This window comes from Bradyrhizobium sp. 521_C7_N1_3 (assembly GCF_052075975.1).
Classification (GTDB): Bacteria; Pseudomonadota; Alphaproteobacteria; order Rhizobiales; family Xanthobacteraceae; genus Bradyrhizobium; species Bradyrhizobium japonicum.
This window is the reverse complement of sequence record NZ_CP197232.1, coordinates 5766755-5789608: the sequence shown is the minus strand read 5'-3', so window position 1 is coordinate 5789608 and position 22854 is coordinate 5766755. Positions and strand designations below refer to the sequence as shown.

Genomic DNA, 22854 nt, shown 5'->3' with positions numbered 1-22854 from the left:
ATGGCCGCTGATGGCTTTCAAGATCGATCGCCATCGTCTTCGGACATTCGAGAAGCATGTCTTGCCGCTGCCTCAACTGGCGTCGCGGGGAAAAACCGGCTGTTTCCGGATCATGCTTTCGGCCCGCGCTGTGTAGGGGGATGGGGCGCTGAGGTCAATAGCGCGAGTGGCAGCCGAAACTCCTGGCAGAGGCGGAGATTCGCTCGCGGTTTCCGCCGCTTAGGTCGGAATTTTCAACCCGATTGGCGGCCGGATATCCACGCCGAACAGCGCCAGTGGCTTGCCGGCGCGGAGCTTTCACCCGCGCCGCGACACCGTCCGTCCCGTCAGTTCGCCTCCCGGCGCACCTCGCTCGGCACCGGTTGCGGCGTGCCGGCGGGGGTCGGCAGCGCAACCGGGCGCAGGCCGATCAGCTCGGCGGTGCGGATCGCGCTGTCGCGCCAGAACTGGAACGAGTTGATGCGGCTGAGCTCGAGGATCGCGATCGCGACCGCGGCCAGGAACGGCAGGCTTTGCAGCACCAGGACGCCGGCGAAGATGTAGATCTCGGTGATCTGGCGATAGCTGTTGGAGGCGATCAGCACGCCGGCGCCGATCACCAGCAGGGTGCCGATCACGGCCTCCCAGAATGCCTGGAACTCGATCGACATCCTCGACAGGCCGCCCTTGGAGGTGCGCGCGAACGCGATGTGCTCGGTGATCAACCCCTGCGCGACCGCGCGCGACACCGTCCATTGCACGCTCATCGCCGCGATCATGGCGCCCATCATCTGGCCGGGTTTGATCGCGACGCGTGCGCGGTACATCGACAGGAAGTGCGCGAGCGAGACGACGAAGGCGCCGATGATCGGCAGGGTCAGGATCTTGTCGGGGATGGCGATGTCGGCGAAGGCGACGATCGGCACCCAGATGAGGTTGAGCAGCGCCACCACCACGCCGAGGCTCTCGGCGCCGAGCCAGTTCAGCCAGCCCAAGCCATATTCGCGCTTCTGGTCGGGCGTCAGCCGGCTGCGGCCGGGCAGGAAGTGCCGCCAGTGCTTCTTCACGATCTGGAGGCCGCCATAGGCCCAGCGGTGACGCTGCTTCTTGAAGGCCTCGTAGGTGTCGGGGAGCAGGCCCTGGCCGTAGCGGTGATTGGTGTAGTGGGTGGTCCAGCCGAGCTCCTGGATCGCAAGGCCGAGATCGCTATCCTCGCAGATCGTGTCGGATGACCAGCCGCCGGCCATGTCCATCGCGGCACGGCGGATCAGGCACATCGTGCCGTGCACGATGATGGCGTTGGCCTCGTTGCGCTGGACCATGCCGATGTCGAAGAAGCCCGCATATTCGCCGTTCATGATGTAGTGCATGATCGACAGGTCGCCGTCGCGGTGCTCCTGCGGCGCCTGCACGAGGCCGACGCGCGGGTCGGCGAAAGCAGGCACGAGGTCCTTCAGCCAGTCGGGATCGACGGCATAGTCGGCATCGAGGATGCCGATGATCTCGGCATCGACGGCGGTGCGGTCCATCGCGATGCGCAGCGCGCCGGCCTTGAAGCCCTGCACCTTCTCGGCGTTGATGAATTTGAAGCGTTCACCGAGCGCGCGGCAATGGTCCTGGATCGGCTGCCAGAACGCGGGATCGGGCGTGTTGTTGATGATGACGACGCATTCGTAGTTCGGATAGTTCAGCCGCGACAGCGCATCGAGCGTCTGCTTCAGCATCTCGACCGGCTCGAAATAAGCGGGGATGTGGATCGAGACCTTCGGATAGTAATTTTCCGGAACGTTCTCGACCGGCTTGCTCTTGGAGAGCAGCCGCTGCGGCGGTCGGCCCAACGCCACCGCCGCGATCTCGTCGACGCGCGCCATCGCGATGAGGACAAGGGGAACAAGCAGGATCATGCCGAGCGTGAGCGCGAAGGCCGAGCCGAAGATGAAATAGTGGTCGTTCCAGAACGCGAACACGGTCGCGGCCCAGGCGCCGACGCCGTTGGCGGTCGCAGACAGCAGGAACGCCTGCCTGGCGGTCGGCTGCTCCAGCCGCAGGATCGGCAGCGACAGGAGGACGCCGACCAGCAGCGCAATTCCCATCAGCTTCCAGTAGTCGGGATTCTCGACCGGGCCGGTCCAGGCGAATTTCGGCTCGCGGCTGGCGTTGAGGATGCCCCAGTACGGGCCGACGCCGCCCTCGAAATATTTCCAGGGCTGATCGATGGCTTCAACGATGTTGTATTCCATGCCGATGGCTTCGGCGCGGCTGACGAAGTTGCGCAGGGTCAGCGCCTGCTGGAACGGGCCGGGGTCGGCGTTGCGCAGGTTGTAGCCCTGGCTCGGCCAGCCGAATTCGGCGATCACGATGCGCTTGCCGGGGAACAGATTGCGCAGCAAATTATAGCGGTCGACGGCTTGGTCGACCGCCTGGTCCGAGCGGAAGTTTTCCCAATAGGGCAGCACGTGGGCGGCGATGAAGTCGACGTTGGAGGCAAGGTCGGGATTGTCGCGCCAGATGTTCCAGATCTCGCCGGTCGTGACGGGCACGCGGACCGAGCCCTTGACCTTCTTGATCATGTCGATGAGGTCTTCGACCTTCTGCTCGCCGCGGTAGATCACCTCGTTGCCGACCACGACGCCGACGACGTTGCTGTTCTTGCGGGCGAGCTCGATGGCGGCCTTGATTTCGCGCTCGTTGCGATCCTTGTCCTTGTCGATCCAGGCGCCGACGGTGACCTTGAGGCCGAACTCGGCCGCGATCGGCGGCACCAGCTCGACGCCGCCGGTCGACGAATAGAGACGGATCGCGCGCGTCATCGTCGACAGCGTCTTCAGGTCGGCGCGGATTTTCTCGACGGTAGGGATGTTGTCGATGTCGGGATGGGCCGCGCCTTCGAACGGGGCGTAGGAGACGCTGGGCAAGAGGCCCTTGAAGTCGGGCGCGGGTTCCCTGTCCCGCATGACTCCCCAGATGCCGGCGTGAAGCGCGGACACAAGCAACAGAACGGCGGCGACAACGCGCATCGCGGCTAAACCAAAAGGGGCTGAGGTGGCAGGGAAGCGGATCCGACCCCGAGATCCGACCGAGTCCGCGGCAAATGGAGCATACCTCTGCCGCGCGGTTTCACAACTGTCACGGCCTCATGACCGTATGAGGGCACGACAGTTTCGGAATGTGCGGCAGTGCCAACCGCTTCTATCGCCGATCGTTCCTGAACGGCTGCTGAAACGATCGCGGCTATTTCGTGGGCGCCGGTGTCGGGCTTGCCGCAGGCGCGGGGTTCGCGGCCGGCTGCGGGGCCTGCGAATTGCCCGTGGTTGGCGCCGCCGGCTGGGAGGCGCTGGCCGACGCCTGCTGCGGCTGGGATGCCGGGTTGATCCAGCAGGCGTGCACCCGGCTGTCCAGGGTCTCGGCGACCTTGGGATCGATCTGGCCGCCAAAGCGGGTCAGGCAGCGGAAAGCGGCCTGGATGTGGCCGCCGGGGCAGCCAAAGCGGTCGTAGAGGTCGAGATGGCGGAACGCGGTATCGAGGTCGTCGCGCCACATCAGCCGCACCACGCGCCGGCCGAGCCAGACGCATTCGGGGTTGCCGGCCGGGCCGTTGATGACCTGGGCTGCTTCGGCGAACTCGTCGGTGCGGCGCTGGTTCTGGGCGGCGTCCTTGGCGGCGGCATCGGCGGGCTGGGTGGCTGCCTTGCCCTGGTCCGGGGCGGGCGTGCCGCTCTGGGCGGAGGCGCCACCGAGACCGACCATCACGACCAGGGAGGAGACGGCCAAGGTGGCGGCGAACTGCCGCAGGACCGCATTTCGTAACTCGAACACCCGTTGCCGCATGAATTCCCCAATATATCAGCTGACCGCCCGCGCCAGGACCTCGCGGACGCGCCGGTGATGGCGTCCAAATGGGTCCCCAATGCGGCGGCAAAGTCCTGCCGAGTCCATGACCTGAATTTGAAATTTTGTCCAGCAAAGTCACGATCCTAGGCCTCTGTCGAACGGCCGCAGGTAAATTCCTCGGGGGAGGGAAGGATCCATCCCGGACACACCCCTTGGCAGATGGCGCGTGAGCAGGTAATCGACGGCACCTCGCGGAGGACGGAACCGATTTCTCTTCGTACGCCACTGGCGCTTCTGCTCGTTTCACTGGGTGCGATTGCTGCCGTGTGGTGGTGGCTGGCCACGCCAATCACGCTCGCACGCGCCCCGATCGACCCGGCCGACAAGGTCCAATGCGTCTCCTATGCGCCGTTCCGCGGGGACCAGTCGCCGCTGAACGCGTGGACCCATATCGAGGCCGACCAGATCGAGCAGGATTTGCGCCAGCTCAAGGAGATCACCGACTGCGTCCGCACCTATTCGATGGAGAACGGGCTCGACCAAGTGCCGGCGATCGCCGCCAAGGTCGGTGGGCTGAAAGTGCTGCAGGGCATCTGGCTCTCCAGCAACCGCGCCAAGAATTTTGAGCAGGCCGCGCTCGCCGTCCGCCTTTCCAAGGAATTTCCCGGCATCGTCACCAGCATCATCGTCGGCAACGAGGTGCTGTTGCGCGGCGAGATGACGACGGCGGACCTCGTCTCCATCATCCGCTCGGTGAAGGCGCAGGTCAGCGTGCCCGTCACCTATGCCGACGTCTGGGAGTTCTGGCTCAGGAATCGCGAGGTCTATGACGCCGTCGACTTCGTCACGATCCACATCCTGCCTTACTGGGAGGATATTCCGGTGAAGGCGAAGTTCGCAGCGAGCCATGTCGAGGCGATCCGCGAGCGCATGGCGGTCGCGTTCCCCGGCAAGGAGATCCTGATCGGCGAGACCGGCTGGCCCAGCGAAGGGCGCATGCGCGAGGGCGCGCTGCCGTCGCGCGCAAACCAGGCGCGCGTCGTCTCGGAAATCCTGGGCCTGGCGAAAGCGAACAAGTTTCGCGTCAATCTGATCGAGTCCTATGACCAGCCCTGGAAGCGCAAGCTGGAAGGCACCGTCGGCGGCTATTGGGGCCTGTATGACTCGGTGCGCCGGAACCTGAAATATCCGCCGGGCCAGCCGATCAGCAATTTCCCGTACTGGAAATGGTACATGGGCGCGGGCATGGGCCTCTGCGTGCTGGTGTTCGCGGTCGCCGGCCTCACGCTGCGCAGGCGGCCGTGGACGCCGCGCTTCTCGGCATGGCTCGGCGTCGCGATCTCGGCGACGTCAGCGGGCGCCCTGCTCGGGATCGGCGTCGACAAGATGTATTATGAGAGCTACGGCATCGGCGGTTGGCTGCACTGGGGCGCGCTGCTTCTGGCCGGCATCCTGTCGCCGATCTTCTGCGCGCAGGCGATGGTGATCGGCCGCAGCCTGCCGACCTTCCTCGATCTGCTCGGCCCGCGCGAGGGCCGCAAATGGTCGAAGCTCACCGCCGTGCTCGGCCTGACGCTGGCGGTGACCGCGGTGATTGCGGCGCAGACCGCGCTCGCCTTCGTGTTCGACTCGCGCTACCATGATTTCCCCTACGCCTCGCTGACGATGGCGGTGGTGCCGTTCGCAGTGCTGATGCTGAACCGGCCGCAGATCGGCCAGCGTCCGATCGCGGAATCGGTATTCGCGGGCCTGCTCGCGCTGGCGGCCGCCTATGTGCTGTTCAACGAAGGCCGCGAGAACTGGCAGTCGCTGTGGACCTGCGCGATCTACTTGCTGTTCGCGTTCACGCTGTGGCGGGCGCGGGCCGAGCAAATCCAAGAATGAACAGGCCGATCGCAAGGCCCGACAGCACGACATTGTAGAGCACGATGCCGAGGCCGGCGGCGACGATGCCGACGGTCAGCAGCACGATCGACGGCCGCATCAGGTTCAGCGTCGCAACCACCAGCGCGACGATGCCGAACACCGAATTCTTGAAAAGCACCGTCGCGACCGAGCGCGCCTTGCAGATCAGCGTCTGCAGGCCGGCATCACAGGCGAGGCCGACGGTCGAGTTCTCGATGCCGAGATAACGCAGATAGATCGCATAGCCGACGGACACGAAGCCGACGACGATCAGGAACTGCACCTGGTAGGGCGTGAGGCGGAAGGGCTTTTTTGTCATGGGCGCAATATGGTCGGGATGACGGGAGGGGGCAACAGGCGAGGTGGATATTTCTGATCGCTTGCGCCGTTCGACGAGTCATTGCTCGACGGCCATTGAGGCCCCCAAGGGTTGCGCAACAAGAGGGTCGCGCAACAAGGATCCGCGGGTAATGATCGAACTCGTGCGCGTTCCTATCGCCTGAAGAACGACGACAGTGTCGATCCCGCCGAGGCCGTCTCCGGCTTCGCCGGTGCGGCCGGCGGCTGAGGGGCGGGGGCAGGCGCGGGCTCCTCGCGCTTCGACGAGCGCTTTGAGGAGTAGCTGCGGCGGCGCTTCTCCGGTTTGGCGGCAGGCGCGGGTGCCGGCGCCGTCTCGGCTTGCGGCACTGCGTCCTGGTTCTTCTCGGAGTTCTTCTCCTGAACCCGGTCCTGAGTCTTCTCTTGGCCCTTCTCCGATCCACCGCGCATCGACAGCCGCTGGCCGTCGAACACGGTGGTCTCGCAATGGCGGTCGTTCTCGGCGAGGCCCGCGCAGAGCTTTGCGGCGGCCGCGGCATTGATCAGCGGGCCGGCGCCCAAGCGGAGCTGCATGCCGAGGCCGGCATTGCCTTCCTTGATCATGATGATCGGCCGCAGCGCCGCGATCTCCGGATTGGACTTGGTCAGGCCGCGCCAGAGCGCGCGCAGGCCGTCGAGCGAGTTGGCGCCGCCGAGGTCGATGGCGAAGCGCGTCTGCTGGACCGCGATTGCGGGGGCCTCGCTCTCGGTCGCCTCCGGCGGCTTGGCTGGCGCCGCGGCGACCTCGGTCGGGGCGGGCGCCTGTTCGGGCTTCTTCTCGACGGCCTTCTCAGTCGTCTCGGGCTGCGTCAGTTTCGATGCGGCGGGATCGGGCGGCGCCATGATCGACTTGGATGGCACCAGCGGAAGCATCGGCAGTGCCGCCGTCGTCAGCGGCGACTGCGACACCAGCGAGGCCGCGGCGGCGGTCTGCGGCGGCGGGATCAACTGGTCCTTTGCGACCTCCTTCAGAGCGTCTTTTGTCGGCTCCTTCGCCTGGTCCTTCGCGGCTCCCGCGCGCGGCTTGTCACTCGGGGGAGCCGGCGTCGAGGCGACCGGCGCGACGCTCGGCGCCGCGGGCTGTGCGTCAGGCGCCGGCGCGTCCTGTGGCTTCGCGCTCTGCTTGGCGATGGCACCGGTGACGGAATCCATCCCTTGCTCGAGCACGGTGACGCGCGAATAGAGCCGGTCCCGATCGGTGTTCAGCGTCTCGATGGCGGAGGCGAGGCGGCGGGCCTCGTTCTGGCTCTCCTTGGTCAGCATCTGGAGCCGGTCGGCCTGGCGCGACAGATCGGCCGACGCAACCTGGTCACGCCGCCAACCGAGCTGGGCCTGATTGGCCATTACGGCCAGCACGACGGCGCCGACGGCGGCCACGCCCCACGAGCCCAGCCGCCACATCATGCTGCGGTCGACCGCGCTTTCCTCAGCCAGAAGTCCGGAGAACAGCCCGCCGGTCTCCCTGGTCCCGAAGGCATCCGCCAGTGGGTCGGAATCCTTTGCCATGAACGTTAAGTGCCCAGCCCCGAACAGCTTCCCCGAATCAATCAGGGAACATTAACAGGAAAACCCCGTCGCACTTGAATTCCGGGCGTTCGCGGGGGTAGCAAGGCGACAGCTCATGACGGCATCGGCCTGCCGCCGCCCGTTGATTCGGCCATGTTGACAGGATTTCGATGACTGCCCGTTCCAGCCTCACGATCGTGCTCGCCGCCGGCGAAGGCACGCGCATGCGATCGAACCTGCCCAAAGTGCTGCATCCGGTCGCCCACCAGAGCCTGCTCGCGCACGTGCTCGCCGCCACGCCGAAGGGAACCGGCACCTCGCTCGCCGTCGTGATCGGCCCCGACCATCAGGCGGTCGCGGACGAAGCGAAACGCATCCGTCCCGATGCGCTCACCTTCGTGCAGGCAGAACGGCTCGGCACCGCGCATGCGGTGCTGGCGGCGCGCGAGGCGATTGCGCGGGGCGCGGACGATCTGCTGATTGCCTTCGGCGACACGCCGCTGATCTCTGCCGAGACCTTTGCGCGGCTGCGCGCGCCGCTCGCGAAGGGCGCGGCAATCGCGGCGCTCGGCTTTCGCGCCGCCGATCCCACCGGCTATGGCCGCTTCATCGTCGAGGGCGACCGTCTGGTCGCGATCCGCGAGCATGCCGATGCCAGCGCGGAAGAGCGCAAGATCGATCTGTGCAATGCCGGCCTGATGGCGATCGACGGGCACCGTGCACTCGCGATCCTCGACAAGATCGGCAATGCGAATTCGAAGGGCGAATATTATCTCACCGACGCGGTCGGCGTTGTTCGTGAACAGGGATGGGAGGCCGTCGTGATCGAGACCAGCGAGGACGAGGTGCGCGGCATCAACACCAAGGCGCAGCTCGCGGAGGCCGAAAGCGTGATGCAGGCGCGCTTGCGCAAGGCGGCGATGGAAGCAGGTGTCACGCTGATCGCACCCGAGACCGTTTATCTGTCCGCCGACACCGTGTTCGGCAATGACGTCACCATCGAGCCGTTCGTGGTGATCGGTCCGGGCGTGTCGATCGCCGACGGCACGGTGATCCATTCCTTCTCGCATATCGTGCAGACCACGCTCGGCAAGAACGTCTCGATCGGCCCCTATGCGCGGCTGCGACCCGGCACCTCGCTCGGCGACGGCGCGCGCATCGGCAATTTCGTGGAAACCAAGGCCGCGACGCTGGAGGCCGGCGTCAAGGTCAACCATCTCTCGTACATCGGCGATGCCACCATCGGCGCCAATTCCAACATCGGCGCCGGCACCATCACCTGCAACTACGACGGCTTCAAGAAGCACAAGACGATCATCGGGCAGGGTGCTTTCGTCGGCACCAACTCCTCTCTCGTCGCGCCGGTAAAGATCGGCAACGGCGCCTATATCGGCTCTGGCTCGGTGATCACGCGCGATGTGCCCGACGACGCCATGGCGCTGGAGCGCAACCAGCAGACCATCCGCGAAGGCGGCGCGGCGCGCTATCGCGAGATGAAGACCGGCGGCAAGAAGCCGGAAAAGAAGCCGGAGAACTAGCGCCAACTGCGGTGTCGTCTCGCTTTGTGCGCGATCTCTTCAGTTTTCTGATCGACACATTCGTCACGGGGATGGGGCGACTGCTGCTGCGGGAAATGAACGAGTACGATCCGCCCGAGATTTTGGCCCTCGTCATCGGGCTGGCGTTCTGGGCGCTCCTCATTGCCCTCGTCTGGGCCGTGACGCTGGGGTGGTAAGGCGCGCCGCTATTCGTCGTCGGCGAATTCGGAGAAGATCGCGCGCGTCAGGCGCCAGCCGCGCGGCTTGGCGCGCTTGGCCGGCTCGCCCGCGGGGTGCTTGGTGAACACCGGCTTGCTCTCCTTGCCTCGTTGGGGCGGCGGCCAATGCGCAAGGTGCGTGCCGGTGGTTTCGCTGGCACGCAGGAACGTCGATGACAGACCTTTGCGGCCGGATGAGCCTTTCATGGCCTTGTTCTCCTGTCCGGAAATGGTTTGCCAAACTCATTGACAACAAGTTAATTCGCGCGGTTTAAGGCCGGCCAATTCGACGCAGTCGAAATCGGAAGCGAACCGGCGCTGTCTCAATCAGCAATAATTATTGAGTATCTGGTTCCTTAGGAACTTCGCTAGAAACCGAGCGCGTCGTTTAAGCGATTTTTCGACGATTTGGGGGATATTGATCCGCATGTGCGGGATTGTCGGCATTCTCGGGCGCACGCCGGTTGCAGAGCAATTGGTGGATTCGCTCAAACGTCTTGAATATCGCGGCTACGACTCCGCTGGCGTCGCCACGCTCGAAGGCAAGCATCTCGCGCGCCGCCGCGCCGAGGGCAAGCTGAAGAACCTGGAGAAGCGTCTCGAGGCCGAGCCGCTCAAAGGCACGACCGGCATCGGTCACACCCGCTGGGCCACCCACGGCAAGCCTACCGTCAACAATGCCCATCCGCACGCGACCGAACGCGTTGCCGTGGTCCACAACGGCATCATCGAGAATTTCCGCGAGCTGCGCGAGGAGCTCGAGAAAAAGGGCACGGTGTTCCACACCGAGACCGACACCGAGATCGTGCTGCATCTCGTGGACGATCTGCTCACGCGCGGCAACAAGCCCGTGGAAGCGGTGAAGCTGACGCTGGCGCGGCTGCGCGGCGCCTTCGCGCTCGGCTTCATCTTCGCCGGTGACGACGACCTCATGATCGGCGCCCGCAACGGCCCGCCGCTCGCGATCGGATATGGCGACGGCGAGATGTATCTCGGCTCCGACGCCATCGCGCTCGGCCCGTTCACCGACACGATCAGCTATCTCGAAGACGGCGACTGGGTCGTGCTGACGCGCAAGGGCGCCACGGTCTTCGACAAGGACGGCCACGCCGTCCAGCGCGAGAAGATCAAGCACGCCGCCTCGACTTCGCTGGTCGACAAGGCCAACTACCGGCACTTCATGGCGAAGGAGATCCACGAGCAGCCGGAAGTGGTCGGCCACACGTTGGCGCGCTATGTTGACATGGCGACCGAGCGCGTCTCGCTGCCGGTCAAGCTGCCGTTCGACTTCAAGAGCATCCAGCGCATCAACATCACCGCCTGCGGCACGGCGAGCTATGCCGGCTTCGTCGCGAAATACTGGTTCGAGCGCTTTGCGCGCGTGCCGGTCGAGGTCGATGTCGCCTCCGAATTCCGCTACCGCGAAGCGCCGTTGCGCAAGGGCGATCTCGCCATCTTCATCTCGCAGTCGGGCGAGACGGCCGACACGCTGGCAGCGCTGCGCTACGCCAAGGCCGAGGGCGTGCACACGGTGGCGGTCGTCAACGTGCCGACCTCGACGATCGCGCGCGAGAGCGAGACCGTGCTGCAGACGCTGGCGGGTCCCGAGATCGGCGTCGCCTCGACCAAGGCCTTCACCTGCCAGCTCATGGTGCTGGCAAATCTTGCGATCGCGGCCGGCAAGGCCCGCGGCGAATTGTCCGACGAGGACGAGACCAAGCTCGTTCACGGCCTCGTCGAGATCCCGCGCCTGATGTCGGACGCGCTCACCACCGAGCTCCAGATCGAGAAGCTCGCGCGTGAGGTCGCCAAATCGCGCGACGTGCTCTATCTCGGCCGCGGCACCAGCTTCCCGCTCGCGCTCGAAGGCGCGCTGAAGCTGAAGGAGATCTCCTATATCCATGCCGAGGGCTATGCCGCCGGCGAGCTGAAGCACGGGCCGATCGCGCTGATCGACGAGACCATGCCGGTCGTCGTCATCGCGCCCTACGACCGCGTGTTCGAAAAGACCGTCTCCAACATGCAGGAGGTTGCCGCCCGCGGCGGAAGGATCATCCTGATGACGGACGCCAAGGGCGCGGAGGAGGCGACCGTCGAGTCCCTCGTCACCATCGTCATGCCCGACATGGCGGCCGCGTTCACGCCGATGGTCTATGCCGTCCCCGTGCAGCTGCTCGCCTATCATACGGCGGTCATCATGGGCACCGACGTCGACCAGCCGCGCAACCTCGCGAAATCGGTGACCGTGGAATAGGCAGAAGGGATCAGGCCGGAACGCTAGGTAGTCTTCCAAAACCTGCTAGAAGACCCTAGTTTGAGTGCAGCGACCGACCTGGAACCCGAATGACCCCCCGCGACGACGCGCCTGCGCCGCTTGATCCCATCCCGGAACCGCATACCGGCCTGATGGGCCGCTTCCGCAATTATTTCCTCACCGGCCTTGTCGTGACGGGGCCAATTGCGATCACGCTTTATCTGGTCTGGTGGTTCGTCACCTGGGTTGACGGCGTGGTGCGGCCGTTCGTGCCGTTGGCCTACCGGCCCGAAACCTATCTGCCGTATGTCATTCCAGGCTGGGGACTGATTGTCGCATTCTTCACGCTGACGCTGGTCGGCTTCCTCGCCGCCAATCTGATCGGCCGGACGCTGGTCGATATCGGCGAGACCTTCCTCGGCCGGATTCCGGCGGTGCGCGCCATCTATCGCGGCCTGAAGCAGGTGTTCGAGACGCTGTTCTCGGGCAAGGGCTCGAGCTTCCGGAAGGTCGGCCTGGTCGAGTTTCCGTCGCCGGGCATGTGGTCGATCGTGCTGATCTCGCAGTCGCCGAATGAAGAGGTCGCGCGCAGCCTGCCGGGGCAGGAGGAGCACGTCTCGGTGTTCCTGCCGTGCTCGCCGAACCCGACCACGGGCTTCTTCTTCTACGTGCCCAAGAGCAAAATCGTCGAGGTCGACATGAGCACCGAAGATGCCGCGACCCTGATCATGTCGGCCGGCGTGGTGCAGCCGGGCTCGGCGCCCGACCCGAAGAAGGCCGCGGCGCTTGCGGGCATGGCGAATGCCGCGCGCATCGCCAACGCGTCCGCGCTCCAGCCCCAGCCTGCGAAGGTGGAGTAGGGCCATTCCCGTTTCGGATGGCCGCATTCACGCAAGCACTTTCGTCCTCTGCTAGTCTTCCGGTTGAAGCGAGCGCCTCGCTCGGAATTCGACCTGGAGTGCATGATGACGAAGACCATTGCGATCCTCGCGCCCGGCGCCATGGGCAGCGCCGTGGCCCGCCGCCTCGGCGAAAACGGTGCGCGGGTGCTGACGTCGTTGAAGGGGCGTAGCGAGGCGACGCAAAAGCGCGCCGCGGATGCCGGCATGATCGGCGCCGAGGACGACGCGATCGCGGAGGCCGACATCATCCTTTCGATCGTGCCGCCGGGCGAAGCCGTGGCTTTGGCCGAACGCCTGGCCGCGCTGATCGTCCGGCGCGAGAAGAAGCCGGTTGTGGTCGACTGCAACGCGGTCAATGTCGATACCGTGCAGCGGATCGAGGAGATCATCGGCTCGGCACAGGCGCCGTTCGTCGATGGCGGCATCATCGGTTTGCCGCCGCAGCCCGGCGGCAAGAGCCCGGCTTTCTACCTGTCCGGCGAGTACGCTGGGGATCTCGCGGTGCTGAAGGACCTCGGGCTCGACGTGCGGATTGTCGAGGGCCCCGTCGGCGCGGCCTCCGCGCTGAAGATGTCCTATGCCGGCATCGTCAAGGGCCTCGCCGGCATCGGCTCGGCCATGGTGGTCGCGGCCACGAAAGCCGGCGCGGCCGATGCGCTGCGCGACGAGCTCGCGCTGAGCCAGCCCGCCGTCCTGGCCCGGCTCGAAGTCGCGCTGCCGGACATGATCCCGAAGGCCTATCGCTGGGTCGCGGAGATGCGGGAGATCTCGGGTTTCCTCGGGCCCGACCATCCGGCGAGCCAGATCTACGAAGGCTTTGCGCGCTGGTTCGAGCACCTCGCCGCAGACGCGAATGGCGAAGCGGTGGACGCGGCACTGCTGAAGGCGTTCGCAGCGCGTGTCGCGCAGAAGAAGGCCTGACCGTCCAGTCCGCAGTCACGGCATGGATCACTCGCCGTGCACTGAAACCGACTCCAGAAAACCCTGGATGTCCCGGTCGCGTCTCAGGCGCACGACAGGGACATCGGGGCCATATTGAAGGCGCTCGGCCTCGATGACAGGGACGCGCTCGGTGTCGTAGCGCCACGCCTCCTTCATCAGTTTCCAGTCGAACTGTTCCGGACATCCCTCGGGCAGATCGGGTCGCGTCGTGTCGCGATCGAACGCGGAGCGCCAGAGAATGCGCCACTGGCAAAGCCAGCGCGGGCGGTCGATGACGACCAGGGTGTCGGCACGCGCAAGCGTGAGATCGAAGGCGAGCCCCGAGAAGCTGCCGTCGATGACCCATGTGTCGCCCGCGATCGCCTCCGCGACGCGTACACGGAAGCTGGCCTTGTCGGATGGCTTCCATCCCGGCCGCCAATAGAGCACGTCGAGATGTACCACGGGCAGTCCAAGCTTCCGCCCGAGATTTCGGGAGAGGCTGGTCTTTCCGCTTCCCTGGGAGCCAACGACGATGATCCGGCGCATGAGCGCAAGGTTCCATAAAGTCGGTCGTGGGGAAAGAGCGTGCCTTCCGGGCGCGCTTTATTACCTCGCATGTAATTGAGCCAATTCGTAGCCCGTCTACCTTGCCGATCGTCCACCCGCGGGGAGTCTTCAAGCCTCCGTCGAGCGCGCGTGTCATCGCATGAGGAGAGAGAGATGCAAGTCGTGTTTACGAAGAAGGCGCCGCCACAATGGCTGCTCGATATGTGGAAGGAGATCGACGACAAGACCTTCGGGCAAGGTTTCGAGTGTTTTGCGGAGGATGCCGTCTGCAATCTCGGCGTCGCCGATTGGAAGGGCGGGAAGCGATCCGCGCCAATCTGAAGGCCTTCATCGACACCGGATTCACCGCGCTGCATCACGTCACCGAATATTGGGACGCCGGCTCCCTGAAGGTGTTTCGCGGTGTCGTCGACATGACACCCGATGATCCCTCGATGACGACGGTGCATCCGACCATGACGCACTTTTTCTACATGGACGAGACCGACGACACCAAGGTGCGGCACTGGGTCGGCGCCGTGGGGCCGGTCACCTTCGGTTGATCGCCTGGAATAAGCCTGCCATTGGCGGCGGCGCCTCGGGTAAACCGGCGCCGCCGCCGATGCGCGTCGACGATATCGACCGGAAGGATCGATCGCATGAAAGCCGTGGCCAGCGACATCAAGACAGCCGTCAGATCTGCGGGGGCACTGCTGCGTCAATGGCGGGACATTCGCGGCAAGACGCAGCTCGATCTGTCCTTCGACGCGGGCGTCTCGCAGAAGCACATCAGCTTCGTCGAGAGTGGCCGCAGCGTTCCAAGCCGGCAGATGCTGCTCGATCTTGCCCAGGCCCTCGACGTGCCCTTGCGCGAACGAAACGAGCTGCTGCTGGCCGCGGGCTACGCGCCGTCCTATTCCGATCCGGCGCTCGATACACCGGCCATGACGAGCATCAACCGCGCCCTGCGGTGCATGCTGCGTCAGCACGAACCGTTTCCGGCCATCGTCATGGACCGGTACTGGAACGTGCTGATGACCAATGACGCCGCGCCGCAGCTCTTCAATTGCTTCATCGACATGTCCGCGCGACCGGCTCCCCGCAATCTATTACACCTGATGTTCGATCCGGCCGGCATGCGTCCCTTCATCGCGAACTGGCCGCAGGCCGCCCGCGGCCTGCTTGCCCGTGTCCATCGCGAGGCGGTCGGGCATGTCGTCGATGTCAGGACCAAGGCGCTGCTGGAGGAGCTGTCGCGATACCCGGGCGTGAAGCCGGAATGGCGCGCACCCTCTGCCTCCGATGCGATGCCGATGATCCCGCTCAGCTTCGTCAAGGACGGCGTGGCGCTGGATTACTTTTCCCTGATCACGACGGTCGGAACGCCACAGACCGTGACGGCCGAAGAGCTGCGGCTCGAGTGCATGTTTCCGGCCAACGAGGCGACCGAAACGGAGCACGGCAGGTTCTTGCGCGCGCATGCCGGGTGAGGGGCGTCGCCGCGAGTCGGCCCGATCGGCGGCTGCCGCGCTCTACCCACACCGTCGTTGCGCTCGCAATGACGAGGAGGAGACGTTGCGAAGCCGATCTGCTATTATCTCTGCTGAAGCAATTCGTCTGTAATCGGAGTTCGAATGAGAGTGCTGGTGATCGGCGCAGGCGCGCTTGGCGGTTATTACGGAGCCTGCCTGGTCCGAGCGGGTCGCGACGTGACATTTTTGGTGCGCGAGAAGCGGGCCGAGCAATTGCGGCAGAGTGGCTTGCAGGTCGTGAGCCCGCACGGCGACTTTGCCGTACAGCCGAAGATCCTTCTGGCAAATGATCTAAAGGAGACGTTTGACGTCGTGCTGGTCGGAGTGAAGGCTTACTCGCTCGACGATGCGATGGCCCAGTTTGCCCCGGCCGTTGGCGCCAACACGATGATTCTGCCGATCCTCAACGGATTGAAACATATTGACGCCCTGACCGCGAGGTTCGGTGCCGCACGCGTTCTTGGCGGATTGGCGAACGTCAGTGCCGGGCTCGACGCGGATGGTCGTGTCGTTCAGTTCATGGCCAATCAAACGATCGTCTTTGGCGAGACCAAGGGAGCGTTGAGCGAGCGTGCGCGCGCTCTGGAGGCACTGCTCCAGGTCCCCGGTATCGACGTGCGCGCCAGCAAAGCGATCATGCAGGACATGTGGGAGAAATTCATCCAGCTCAGCACGCTCGCCGGCATCACCTGCCTGATGCGCGCGAGTATCGGCGACATCCTGGCGGTGCCGAACGGCGAGCAGTCCATTTTCCGGCTGTTCGCGGAATGCTGTGCCGTCGCAACGGCGTCGGGTTTCGAGCCGCGTGCGCCGTTCATCGAGTTCGACCGGAAACTGTTCACCACCCTGGACTCGCCGCTCAAGGCTTCGATGCTGCGCGATATCGAGCGTGGTTCGGTCACCGAAGCGGAGCATATCCTGGGCGATATGGCCAATCGCGCCCGCACGCTCGGTATCGATACGCCGCTCTTGGATCTGGCCCGCGCGCATGTGGCGGCTTATGAGGTCGGGCGCCGAAGAGCAGCAGGCTAACCCGCCCCGATCAGCGGGATCGCCTCGTCGCGCTCGTACAGATACAGCAGGCACCGCAGCGCCTCGCCGCGCTCGCCCTTCAGCTTCGGATCGTCCTTCAGGATCCGCAGCGCCTCGTCTCTGGCCTGGGTGATGAGCTGGCCGTGCACCTCCGACCGCGCGATGCGGTAGCCGGGCAGGCCGCTCTGGCGGACGCCCAGCACGTCGCCTTCGCCGCGCAGCTTCAAATCCTCCTCGGCGATGCGGAAGCCGTCAGTGGTCTCGCGGATGACCTTCAGCCGTGCCTTCGACATCTCGCCGAGCGGCTCGCTGTAGAGCAAGAGGCAGGTCGAGGCTTCCGAGCCGCGCCCGATGCGGCCACGCAGCTGGTGCAGCTGGGCCAGGCCAAACCGTTCGGCGTTCTCGATCACCATGATGGTCGCGGCCGGCACGTCGACGCCGACCTCGACCACGGTGGTCGCAACCAGAAGGCCGATCTCGTGGGCTGCGAACTGGCCCATCACGCGGTCCTTCTCGGTGCCCTTCATCTGGCCGTGGACGAGGCCGACGCGGTCGCCGAAACGCTTTTGCAGGCTTTCGAAACGTTTGGTGGCGTTGGTGAGATGCTCGGTGCCTTCGGCCTCGGATTCCTCGACCAGCGGGCAGATCCAGTAGACCAGCTTGCCCGCCTCCAGGGCCCGGCCGATGCTGTCCGTGACCTCGTCGAGGCGGCTCATCGATATGGTGCGGGTCTCGATCGGCTGGCGGCCGGCGGGCTTCTCGCGCAACTCGGAGATGTCCATGTCGCCGAAATAGGTCAGCACCAGCGTGCGCGGGATCGGCGTCGCGCTCAGCACCAGCACGTCGACGGCGGCGCCCTTCGAGGTCAGCGCGAGGCGTTCGCGCACGCCGAAACGATGCTGCTCGTCGACGACGGCGAGGGCGAGATCGCTGAAGATCACGTCGTCCTGGATCAGCGCGTGGGTGCCGACGAGGAGATTGATCTCGCCGGCTTCGAGCTGCGCCAGCAGCTCGCGCCGCTCCTTACCTTTCTCGCGGCCGGTGAGGATGGCCACGCGCAGCCCTGCGCGCTCCGCGAGCGGGGCGATGGTCTTGATGTGCTGGCGCGCCAAAATTTCCGTCGGCGCCATCAGCGCGGCCTGCTTGCCGACTTCGGCGACGGCGGCGGCCGCCAGCAGCGCCACCACGGTCTTGCCCGAGCCGACATCGCCCTGAAGCAGGCGCAGCATGCGCACGGGCTGTTTCAGATCCTCGGCGATGGCGGCCGCGGCGTTGCGCTGGGACGGGGTCAGGGCATAGGGCAGGGCGTCGATGATCTTGTTGCGCAAGTGACCGTCGCCGGCGTTGCGGACACCGGCGGGGCGGCGCAATTGCGCGCGGATCAGGGCCAGCGCGAGCTGGCCGGCCAGCAGCTCGTCGAAGGCGAGGCGCGACCAGTAGGGCTTTTCGGGCAGGATGTCCGTGAGCTCGACCGGTTGATGCACGCGGCTGAGTGCTTCGGTGACCGTCGGAAAACTGCAGCGGCGCATCACCTCCGGGCTGATCCATTCCGGCAGGGCGGGCAGCTTCTGCAGCGCTTGCGCGACCGCGCGTCGCAGCGAACCGAGCGCCAGACCCGTGGTCAACGGATAGACCGGGTCGATGCCGGAGAGCTTTGAAATCGCCTCCTCGTCGAGCACGCGGTCGGGATGTACGATTTGCGGGATGCCGTCATACATCTGGAGCGTGCCCGAGACGTAGCGCTTCTCGCCAACAGGCAGCAGCTTTTCGACATAGCCGGGCTTGGCGCGGAAGAAGGTCAGCACGACGTCGCCGGTATCGTCGCTGGCGTAGACGAGATAGGGCGCGCGGGCGTTGCGGGGCGGGGGTGGGCGATGGCGATCGACGGTGACCTCCAGCGTCACCATGGTTCCCTGGACGGCGTCGCGGATCTTTGGCCGCGCGCGGCGGTCGATGACCTGGCTCGGCAAATGCAGCAGCAGGTCAACCAGGCGCGGCGTCTCATTGCGGCTGAGCAGGTACTGCAGCAGCTTGTCCTGCTTCGGACCGACGCCGGGCAGGCTGGTCACGGGAGCAAACAGCGGATTGAGCAGGCTGGGGCGCATGGATGCGAATCTAGGATCGTTTCGGCCCCTCATGCCCGGCTTTATGCCGGGATCCACGGCTTTTTTCGCGGCGCTCGCGCGGCAGCGGGCCATGCCAAATCGAGGGCTGACAGGGGCCGTCCGAGTGGCTATATCACCCCGGCCCGGCACGTCCGGGCTTTCTGCGTTTGACTGGATCTGAGACATGACGGGAACGACACGATCGAGCAACGGGCTGGACGATCGCCGCAAGCGGCTTCTGTTCCGCTGCTGGCACCGCGGCACGCGCGAGATGGACCTGATCCTGGGCCGCTTCGCGGATGCGGAGATCGGCAATCTGACCGACGCGGAACTGTCCGAGCTCGAGACCCTGCTCGACGAGTCCGATCCCGATCTCTATGCGGCCATCACCGGTGACAAGGTGCTGCCAGCTGATGTCACCGGCGCGCTGTTTGCCCGCATCAAGGCGTTCCCGATTACGGACGGCGATTCATGAAACAGGTAATGAAGTCGCCGGCCGAGCTGCTCACGCCCGGCCGCGCGCTGACGCTTGCCAATGTTGCCGAGGGCGCCGAGGGCCTCGTCATCTCCGATCTCGCCCGCGCCATCGCCGCGCGGCCGAAGAAACCGGCCGTCAGCCTCGCCGTGGTCTGCCGCGACGGTGGGCGAATGCAGCAGCTCGAGCGCGCGCTGCAATTCTTTGCGCCCGACTTGCCGGTGCTGACCTTTCCGGCCTGGGACTGCCAGCCCTATGACCGCGTCTCGCCGCATGGCGGCATCCTCGCGCAGCGCCTGACCACGCTGGCGCGGCTTGCGCCGCTGACCGGCAGCGACAAGCCGCTGATCGTACTGACCACGGTGAACGCCATCGTGCAGCGCGTCCCTGCGCGCGAACTCGTTGCCGCGCAGGCGCTGTCGGTTGCGCCGGGCAACGTGGTGCCGATGGACAGCATCGTCGCCTGGCTCGAGCACAACGGCTACAACCGCTCCTCGACCGTGCGCGAGCCCGGCGAATATGCCGTGCGCGGCGGCATCCTGGATCTGTTTCCGGCCGGCCTCGACCAGCCGGTCCGCTTCGACTTCTTCGGCGACAGCCTGGAATCGATCCGCTCCTTCGACGCCGAGACCCAGCGCACGATGCTCGACATGCGCTCGCTCGACCTCGTGCCGATCTCGGAATTCCAGCTCGTCACCGACACCATCCGCCGCTTCCGCATGGGCTATGTCGCCGAGTTCGGCGCGCCCGAGCGCGATGACGCGCTGTACGAGGCCGTCAGCGAGGGCCGCCGCCATCCCGGCATGGAGCACTGGCTGCCGCTGTTCCAGGACCGGATGGACACGCTGTTCGACTATCTGCAAGGCGCAGCCATCGCGATCGAGCCGCAGGCCGAGGACGCCATCCGCGAGCGTTTCAAGCAGATCCAGGATTACTACGAAGCCCGCCGCGATGCGATGGAGCATCCAGGCGGTGGCGCCATCTACAAGCCGCTGCCGCCCGACAGGCTCTATCTCACCGACGAGGAATGGACCAAGCGCGAAAGCGAGATGTCGCTGGTGCGGCTGACGCAGTTTTCGGTTCCGGCCGATGGTGCGACGATCGTCGATGCCGGCGCGCGCAAGGGCCGGGACTTCGCACCCGAACGCAATGACGCCACCGTCAACGTGTTCGAATCCGTCGTCAGCTACGTGATGGCGCTGCATGCCCAGCGCAAGAAGGTCGTGATCGCGCTCTGGAGCGAGGGATCGCGCGACCGCATGACCTCGATGCTGCGCGACCACAAGCTGACCCATACCACCAGCGTCAACAGCTGGCGGACGGTGCAGGCGACCCCGCGCAACGAGACCATGCTCGCCGTGCTCGGCCTGGAAAGCGGTTTCGAGACCGACGAGATCGCGCTGATCAGCGAGCAGGACATCCTTGGCGACCGCCTGGTCCGGCCCCGCAAGGCGAGCCGCAAGCTCGACAATTTCATCTCGGAGGTGACGAGCCTTGCCGCGGGCGACATCGTCGTCCACGTCGATCACGGCATCGGCCGCTTCATCGGCCTCCAGACTCTCGACGTCGCCGGCGCGCCCCACGACTGCCTCGAGCTGCATTATGCGGCCGAGACAAAGCTGTTCCTCCCCGTCGAGAACATCGAGCTGCTGTCACGCTACGGCTCCGACCAGACCACGGTCGAGCTGGATCGTCTGGGCGGAAGCGGCTGGCAGACCCGCAAGGCCAAGCTCAAGAACCGCATCCGCGAGATCGCGGGCGAGCTGATCAAGATCGCCGCCGCGCGCCATTTGCACGAGGCGCCAAAGCTGCCGGTGCAGCCGGGCCTCTACGACGAGTTCTGCGCGCGCTTCCCCTATGACGAGACCGAGGACCAGTTAGGGGCTATCGAATCCACGCTGAAGGACCTCGAGTTCGGCCGTCCGATGGACCGGCTGATCTGCGGCGACGTCGGCTTCGGCAAGACCGAGGTGGCCTTGCGCGCGGCCTTTGCCGTGGCGCTCGAAGGCAAGCAGGTCGCGGTCGTGGTGCCGACCACGCTGTTGGCGCGCCAGCACGCAAGAACCTTCACCGAGCGCTTCAAGGGCTTTCCGGTGAATGTGGCGCAGGCCTCGCGCCTGATCCCGACCAAGGAGCTGAACCTGGTCAAGAAGGGGATCGCCGACGGCTCGGTCGACATCGTCGTCGGCACCCACGCGCTGCTCGGCAAGGCGATCAAGTTCCGCGATCTCGGCCTCGTCATCGTCGACGAGGAGCAGCATTTCGGCGTCACCCACAAGGAACGGCTGAAGGCGCTCCGCTCCGAGGTGCACGTGCTGACGCTGTCGGCGACGCCGATCCCGCGCACGCTGCAACTGGCGTTGACCGGCGTCCGCGAGCTCTCGATCATCGCATCGCCTCCGGTCGACCGTCTCGCGGTGCGCACCTTCGTCGCTCCGCACGATCCGCTGATGATCCGCGAGGCGCTGCTGCGCGAGCGCTATCGCGGCGGCCAGGCGTTCTACGTGGTGCCGCGCATCGACGACCTCGCCGAGGTCAAGGACTTCCTCGACAAGAACGTGCCGGAGATGAAGGTCGCGGTCGCGCACGGTCAGATGCCGCCCGCGGTGATCGAGGACATCATGACCGCCTTCTACGACGGCAAGTTCGACATCCTGCTGTCGACCACCATCGTGGAATCCGGCCTCGACATTCCCAACGCCAACACCCTGATCGTGCACCGTGCCGACATGTTCGGCCTGGCGCAACTCTATCAGCTCCGCGGCCGCGTCGGCCGCTCCAAGCTGCGGGCCTATGCGCTGTTCACGCTGCCGGCGCAGCAGAAGATCACCGCGCAGGCCGAGCGCCGGCTCACCGTGCTGCAGTCGCTGGAGACGCTGGGCGCGGGCTTCCAGCTCGCCTCGCACGACCTCGACATCCGCGGCGCGGGCAACCTGCTCGGCGAGGAGCAGTCCGGCCACATCAAGGAAGTCGGCTTCGAGCTCTACCAGTCGATGCTGGAGGAGGCGATCGTCAATCTCAAGGCCGGCGTGTCCGAGCCTGCTGCCGATCGCTGGTCGCCCTCGATCACCATCGGCATGCCCGTGCTCATTCCGGAAGACTATGTCGGCGACCTCTCGGTGCGGCTGTCGCTGTACCGGCGGCTCGCCGATCTCGACACCGAGGAGGAGATCGAGAACTTTGGCGCCGAGATGCGCGACCGTTTCGGCGTGCTGCCGGACGAGGTGCGCTATCTGTTCAAGGTCGCCGCGATCAAGGCGTTCTGCCGCACGGCCAATGTCGGGAAGATCGACGCCGGCCCGAAGGGCGCCGTCATCGCCTTCCGCGATAATTCCTTCGCCCACCCCGACCGCCTGGTGTCGTTCATCCGCAGCTACGGCCAGGCGGCAAAGGTGCGGCCGGACATGAAGGTGGTGTTCCTGCAGGACTGGGAGACGCCGGAAGAGCGTCTCGCCGGCACCACCGAGATCATGCGGCAGCTGGCACAGCTCGCGCAGAGCAAGAAGGCGGCGTAATTGTTCCGAGCGCCACCGGAGTGGTAATTGGATACAAAACAGCGGCATATGGCCACTTGCGGAATGATCGAACGACAGCCATGTTCGATTCGTCGAGTTCGGCCGACGATTTGGCCTCGCCGCTGATTGCGTGCCCGACTGATGACCTGATTCGTGTGACCCGCGACTGGTTTACCGGCCGCGGGTTTTTTGTACCGTAAAGCGGGGCTGCCCCGCTCATTGAAACTTCTGAGGT

The 22854-nt window shown here is 65.5% G+C and carries 17 protein-coding genes and 1 pseudogene; 11 read left to right on the top strand and 7 right to left on the bottom strand.

The annotated features are described in order from the left end of the window. Positions 1-326: 326 nt before the first annotated feature. Together AB7008_RS26890 and AB7008_RS26885 are read right to left on the bottom strand one after the other, a co-directional pair. Positions 327-2996, bottom strand: coding sequence for a glycosyltransferase (locus AB7008_RS26890; protein ID WP_248877660.1), 2670 nt, complete (start codon positions 2994-2996; stop codon positions 327-329). A 214-nt stretch (positions 2997-3210) separates the two neighbouring features. Next, a complete protein-coding gene (locus AB7008_RS26885) occupies positions 3211-3807 on the bottom strand; it encodes a beta-1-3, beta-1-6-glucan biosynthesis protein (protein ID WP_304489877.1) in 597 nt (198 codons plus the stop codon). Between the two features lie 222 nt (positions 3808-4029). Between AB7008_RS26885 and AB7008_RS26880 the strand changes: the two genes are divergently transcribed. Next, on the top strand, positions 4030-5694 hold the full coding sequence (locus tag AB7008_RS26880) for a glycoside hydrolase family 17 protein (protein ID WP_304489876.1): 1665 nt from the start codon (positions 4030-4032) through the stop codon (positions 5692-5694). Here AB7008_RS26880 and AB7008_RS26875 read toward each other — a convergent pair. After that, positions 5654-6034 carry a hypothetical protein gene (locus AB7008_RS26875; RefSeq protein ID WP_014495158.1) on the bottom strand — a complete coding sequence of 127 codons (381 nt, stop codon included), beginning with the start codon at positions 6032-6034 and terminating at the stop codon, positions 5654-5656. The two genes, AB7008_RS26880 and AB7008_RS26875, sit on opposite strands and share 41 nt — an antisense overlap. A gap of 173 nt (positions 6035-6207) precedes the next feature. Next, the gene (locus AB7008_RS26870; protein WP_304489875.1) at positions 6208-7578 is read right to left on the bottom strand and encodes a hypothetical protein; all 1371 of its coding nucleotides are present in this window, start codon (positions 7576-7578) and stop codon (positions 6208-6210) included. Between the two features lie 170 nt (positions 7579-7748). Between AB7008_RS26870 and glmU the strand changes: the two genes are divergently transcribed. Together glmU and AB7008_RS26860 are read left to right on the top strand one after the other, a co-directional pair. Then, entirely contained in the window at positions 7749-9116 is a 1368-nt protein-coding gene (gene glmU, locus AB7008_RS26865; RefSeq protein ID WP_441259804.1) for a bifunctional UDP-N-acetylglucosamine diphosphorylase/glucosamine-1-phosphate N-acetyltransferase GlmU, read from the top strand. 11 nt (positions 9117-9127) lie between these two features. Beyond that, positions 9128-9313 carry a hypothetical protein gene (locus AB7008_RS26860; RefSeq protein WP_441259803.1) on the top strand — a complete coding sequence of 62 codons (186 nt, stop codon included), beginning with the start codon at positions 9128-9130 and terminating at the stop codon, positions 9311-9313. A 9-nt stretch (positions 9314-9322) separates the two neighbouring features. Here the strand turns inward: AB7008_RS26860 and AB7008_RS26855 are convergent, their stop codons facing one another. Beyond that, positions 9323-9541, bottom strand: a complete 219-nt coding sequence (locus tag AB7008_RS26855; RefSeq protein ID WP_028147886.1) for a hypothetical protein — start codon at positions 9539-9541, stop codon at positions 9323-9325. A gap of 220 nt (positions 9542-9761) precedes the next feature. Here AB7008_RS26855 and glmS point away from each other — a divergent pair, with 220 nt between their 5' ends. The 3 genes from glmS (at position 9762) to AB7008_RS26840 (ending at position 13411) form a co-directional block, all read left to right on the top strand. Next, positions 9762-11588, top strand: coding sequence for a glutamine--fructose-6-phosphate transaminase (isomerizing) (gene glmS, locus AB7008_RS26850; RefSeq protein WP_441259802.1), 1827 nt, complete (start codon positions 9762-9764; stop codon positions 11586-11588). An 89-nt stretch (positions 11589-11677) separates the two neighbouring features. After that, a complete protein-coding gene (locus AB7008_RS26845; RefSeq protein ID WP_014495163.1) occupies positions 11678-12448 on the top strand; it encodes a DUF502 domain-containing protein in 771 nt (256 codons plus the stop codon). 105 nt (positions 12449-12553) lie between these two features. Continuing rightward, a complete protein-coding gene (locus AB7008_RS26840) occupies positions 12554-13411 on the top strand; it encodes a DUF1932 domain-containing protein (RefSeq protein WP_441259801.1) in 858 nt (285 codons plus the stop codon). A gap of 27 nt (positions 13412-13438) precedes the next feature. On the opposite strand, the gene AB7008_RS26835 is transcribed toward AB7008_RS26840, so the two are convergent. Next, positions 13439-13960, bottom strand: coding sequence for an ATPase AAA (locus AB7008_RS26835; protein WP_028158736.1), 522 nt, complete (start codon positions 13958-13960; stop codon positions 13439-13441). A gap of 174 nt (positions 13961-14134) precedes the next feature. On the opposite strand from AB7008_RS26835, the pseudogene AB7008_RS26830 reads away from it, so the two are divergent. The 3 genes and pseudogenes from AB7008_RS26830 (at position 14135) to panE (ending at position 16524) form a co-directional block, all read left to right on the top strand. Continuing rightward, positions 14135-14523 (top strand): annotated as a pseudogene (locus AB7008_RS26830) (nuclear transport factor 2 family protein). 96 nt (positions 14524-14619) lie between these two features. Beyond that, positions 14620-15450, top strand: a complete 831-nt coding sequence (locus AB7008_RS26825) for a helix-turn-helix domain-containing protein (protein ID WP_441259800.1) — start codon at positions 14620-14622, stop codon at positions 15448-15450. Positions 15451-15594: 144 nt separating this feature from the next. After that, positions 15595-16524 (top strand): 2-dehydropantoate 2-reductase, encoded by a 930-nt coding sequence (gene panE / locus AB7008_RS26820; protein ID WP_441259799.1) that lies wholly within the window; start codon positions 15595-15597, stop codon positions 16522-16524. On the opposite strand, the gene recG is transcribed toward panE, so the two are convergent. Beyond that, the gene (recG, locus tag AB7008_RS26815; protein ID WP_441259798.1) at positions 16521-18629 is read right to left on the bottom strand and encodes an ATP-dependent DNA helicase RecG; all 2109 of its coding nucleotides are present in this window, start codon (positions 18627-18629) and stop codon (positions 16521-16523) included. The genes panE and recG overlap by 4 nt on opposite strands. Positions 18630-18813: 184 nt before the next feature. On the opposite strand from recG, the gene AB7008_RS26810 reads away from it, so the two are divergent. Both AB7008_RS26810 and mfd read left to right on the top strand, forming a co-directional pair. Then, positions 18814-19104, top strand: coding sequence for an FAD assembly factor SdhE (locus tag AB7008_RS26810; protein WP_028158741.1), 291 nt, complete (start codon positions 18814-18816; stop codon positions 19102-19104). Next, positions 19101-22619, top strand: coding sequence for a transcription-repair coupling factor (gene mfd, locus AB7008_RS26805; protein ID WP_441259797.1), 3519 nt, complete (start codon positions 19101-19103; stop codon positions 22617-22619). The genes AB7008_RS26810 and mfd overlap by 4 nt, the downstream gene beginning before the upstream one ends. The last annotated feature ends 235 nt before the right edge of the window (positions 22620-22854 follow it).

Coding starts and splice junctions, on each gene's coding strand:
- AB7008_RS26875 (WP_014495158.1), bottom strand. CDS start 6,034: ATGACAAAAAAGCCCTTCCGCCTCACGCCCTACCAGGTGCAGTTCCTG.
- AB7008_RS26810 (WP_028158741.1), top strand. CDS start 18,814: ATGACGGGAACGACACGATCGAGCAACGGGCTGGACGATCGCCGCAAG.
- glmU (WP_441259804.1), top strand. CDS start 7,749: ATGACTGCCCGTTCCAGCCTCACGATCGTGCTCGCCGCCGGCGAAGGC.
- AB7008_RS26880 (WP_304489876.1), top strand. CDS start 4,030: ATGGCGCGTGAGCAGGTAATCGACGGCACCTCGCGGAGGACGGAACCG.
- recG (WP_441259798.1), bottom strand. CDS start 18,629: ATGCGCCCCAGCCTGCTCAATCCGCTGTTTGCTCCCGTGACCAGCCTG.
- mfd (WP_441259797.1), top strand. CDS start 19,101: ATGAAACAGGTAATGAAGTCGCCGGCCGAGCTGCTCACGCCCGGCCGC.
- AB7008_RS26835 (WP_028158736.1), bottom strand. CDS start 13,960: ATGCGCCGGATCATCGTCGTTGGCTCCCAGGGAAGCGGAAAGACCAGC.
- AB7008_RS26825 (WP_441259800.1), top strand. CDS start 14,620: ATGAAAGCCGTGGCCAGCGACATCAAGACAGCCGTCAGATCTGCGGGG.
- AB7008_RS26840 (WP_441259801.1), top strand. CDS start 12,554: ATGACGAAGACCATTGCGATCCTCGCGCCCGGCGCCATGGGCAGCGCC.
- panE (WP_441259799.1), top strand. CDS start 15,595: ATGAGAGTGCTGGTGATCGGCGCAGGCGCGCTTGGCGGTTATTACGGA.
- AB7008_RS26890 (WP_248877660.1), bottom strand. CDS start 2,996: ATGCGCGTTGTCGCCGCCGTTCTGTTGCTTGTGTCCGCGCTTCACGCC.
- glmS (WP_441259802.1), top strand. CDS start 9,762: ATGTGCGGGATTGTCGGCATTCTCGGGCGCACGCCGGTTGCAGAGCAA.
- AB7008_RS26845 (WP_014495163.1), top strand. CDS start 11,678: ATGACCCCCCGCGACGACGCGCCTGCGCCGCTTGATCCCATCCCGGAA.
- AB7008_RS26885 (WP_304489877.1), bottom strand. CDS start 3,807: ATGCGGCAACGGGTGTTCGAGTTACGAAATGCGGTCCTGCGGCAGTTC.
- AB7008_RS26855 (WP_028147886.1), bottom strand. CDS start 9,541: ATGAAAGGCTCATCCGGCCGCAAAGGTCTGTCATCGACGTTCCTGCGT.
- AB7008_RS26870 (WP_304489875.1), bottom strand. CDS start 7,578: ATGGCAAAGGATTCCGACCCACTGGCGGATGCCTTCGGGACCAGGGAG.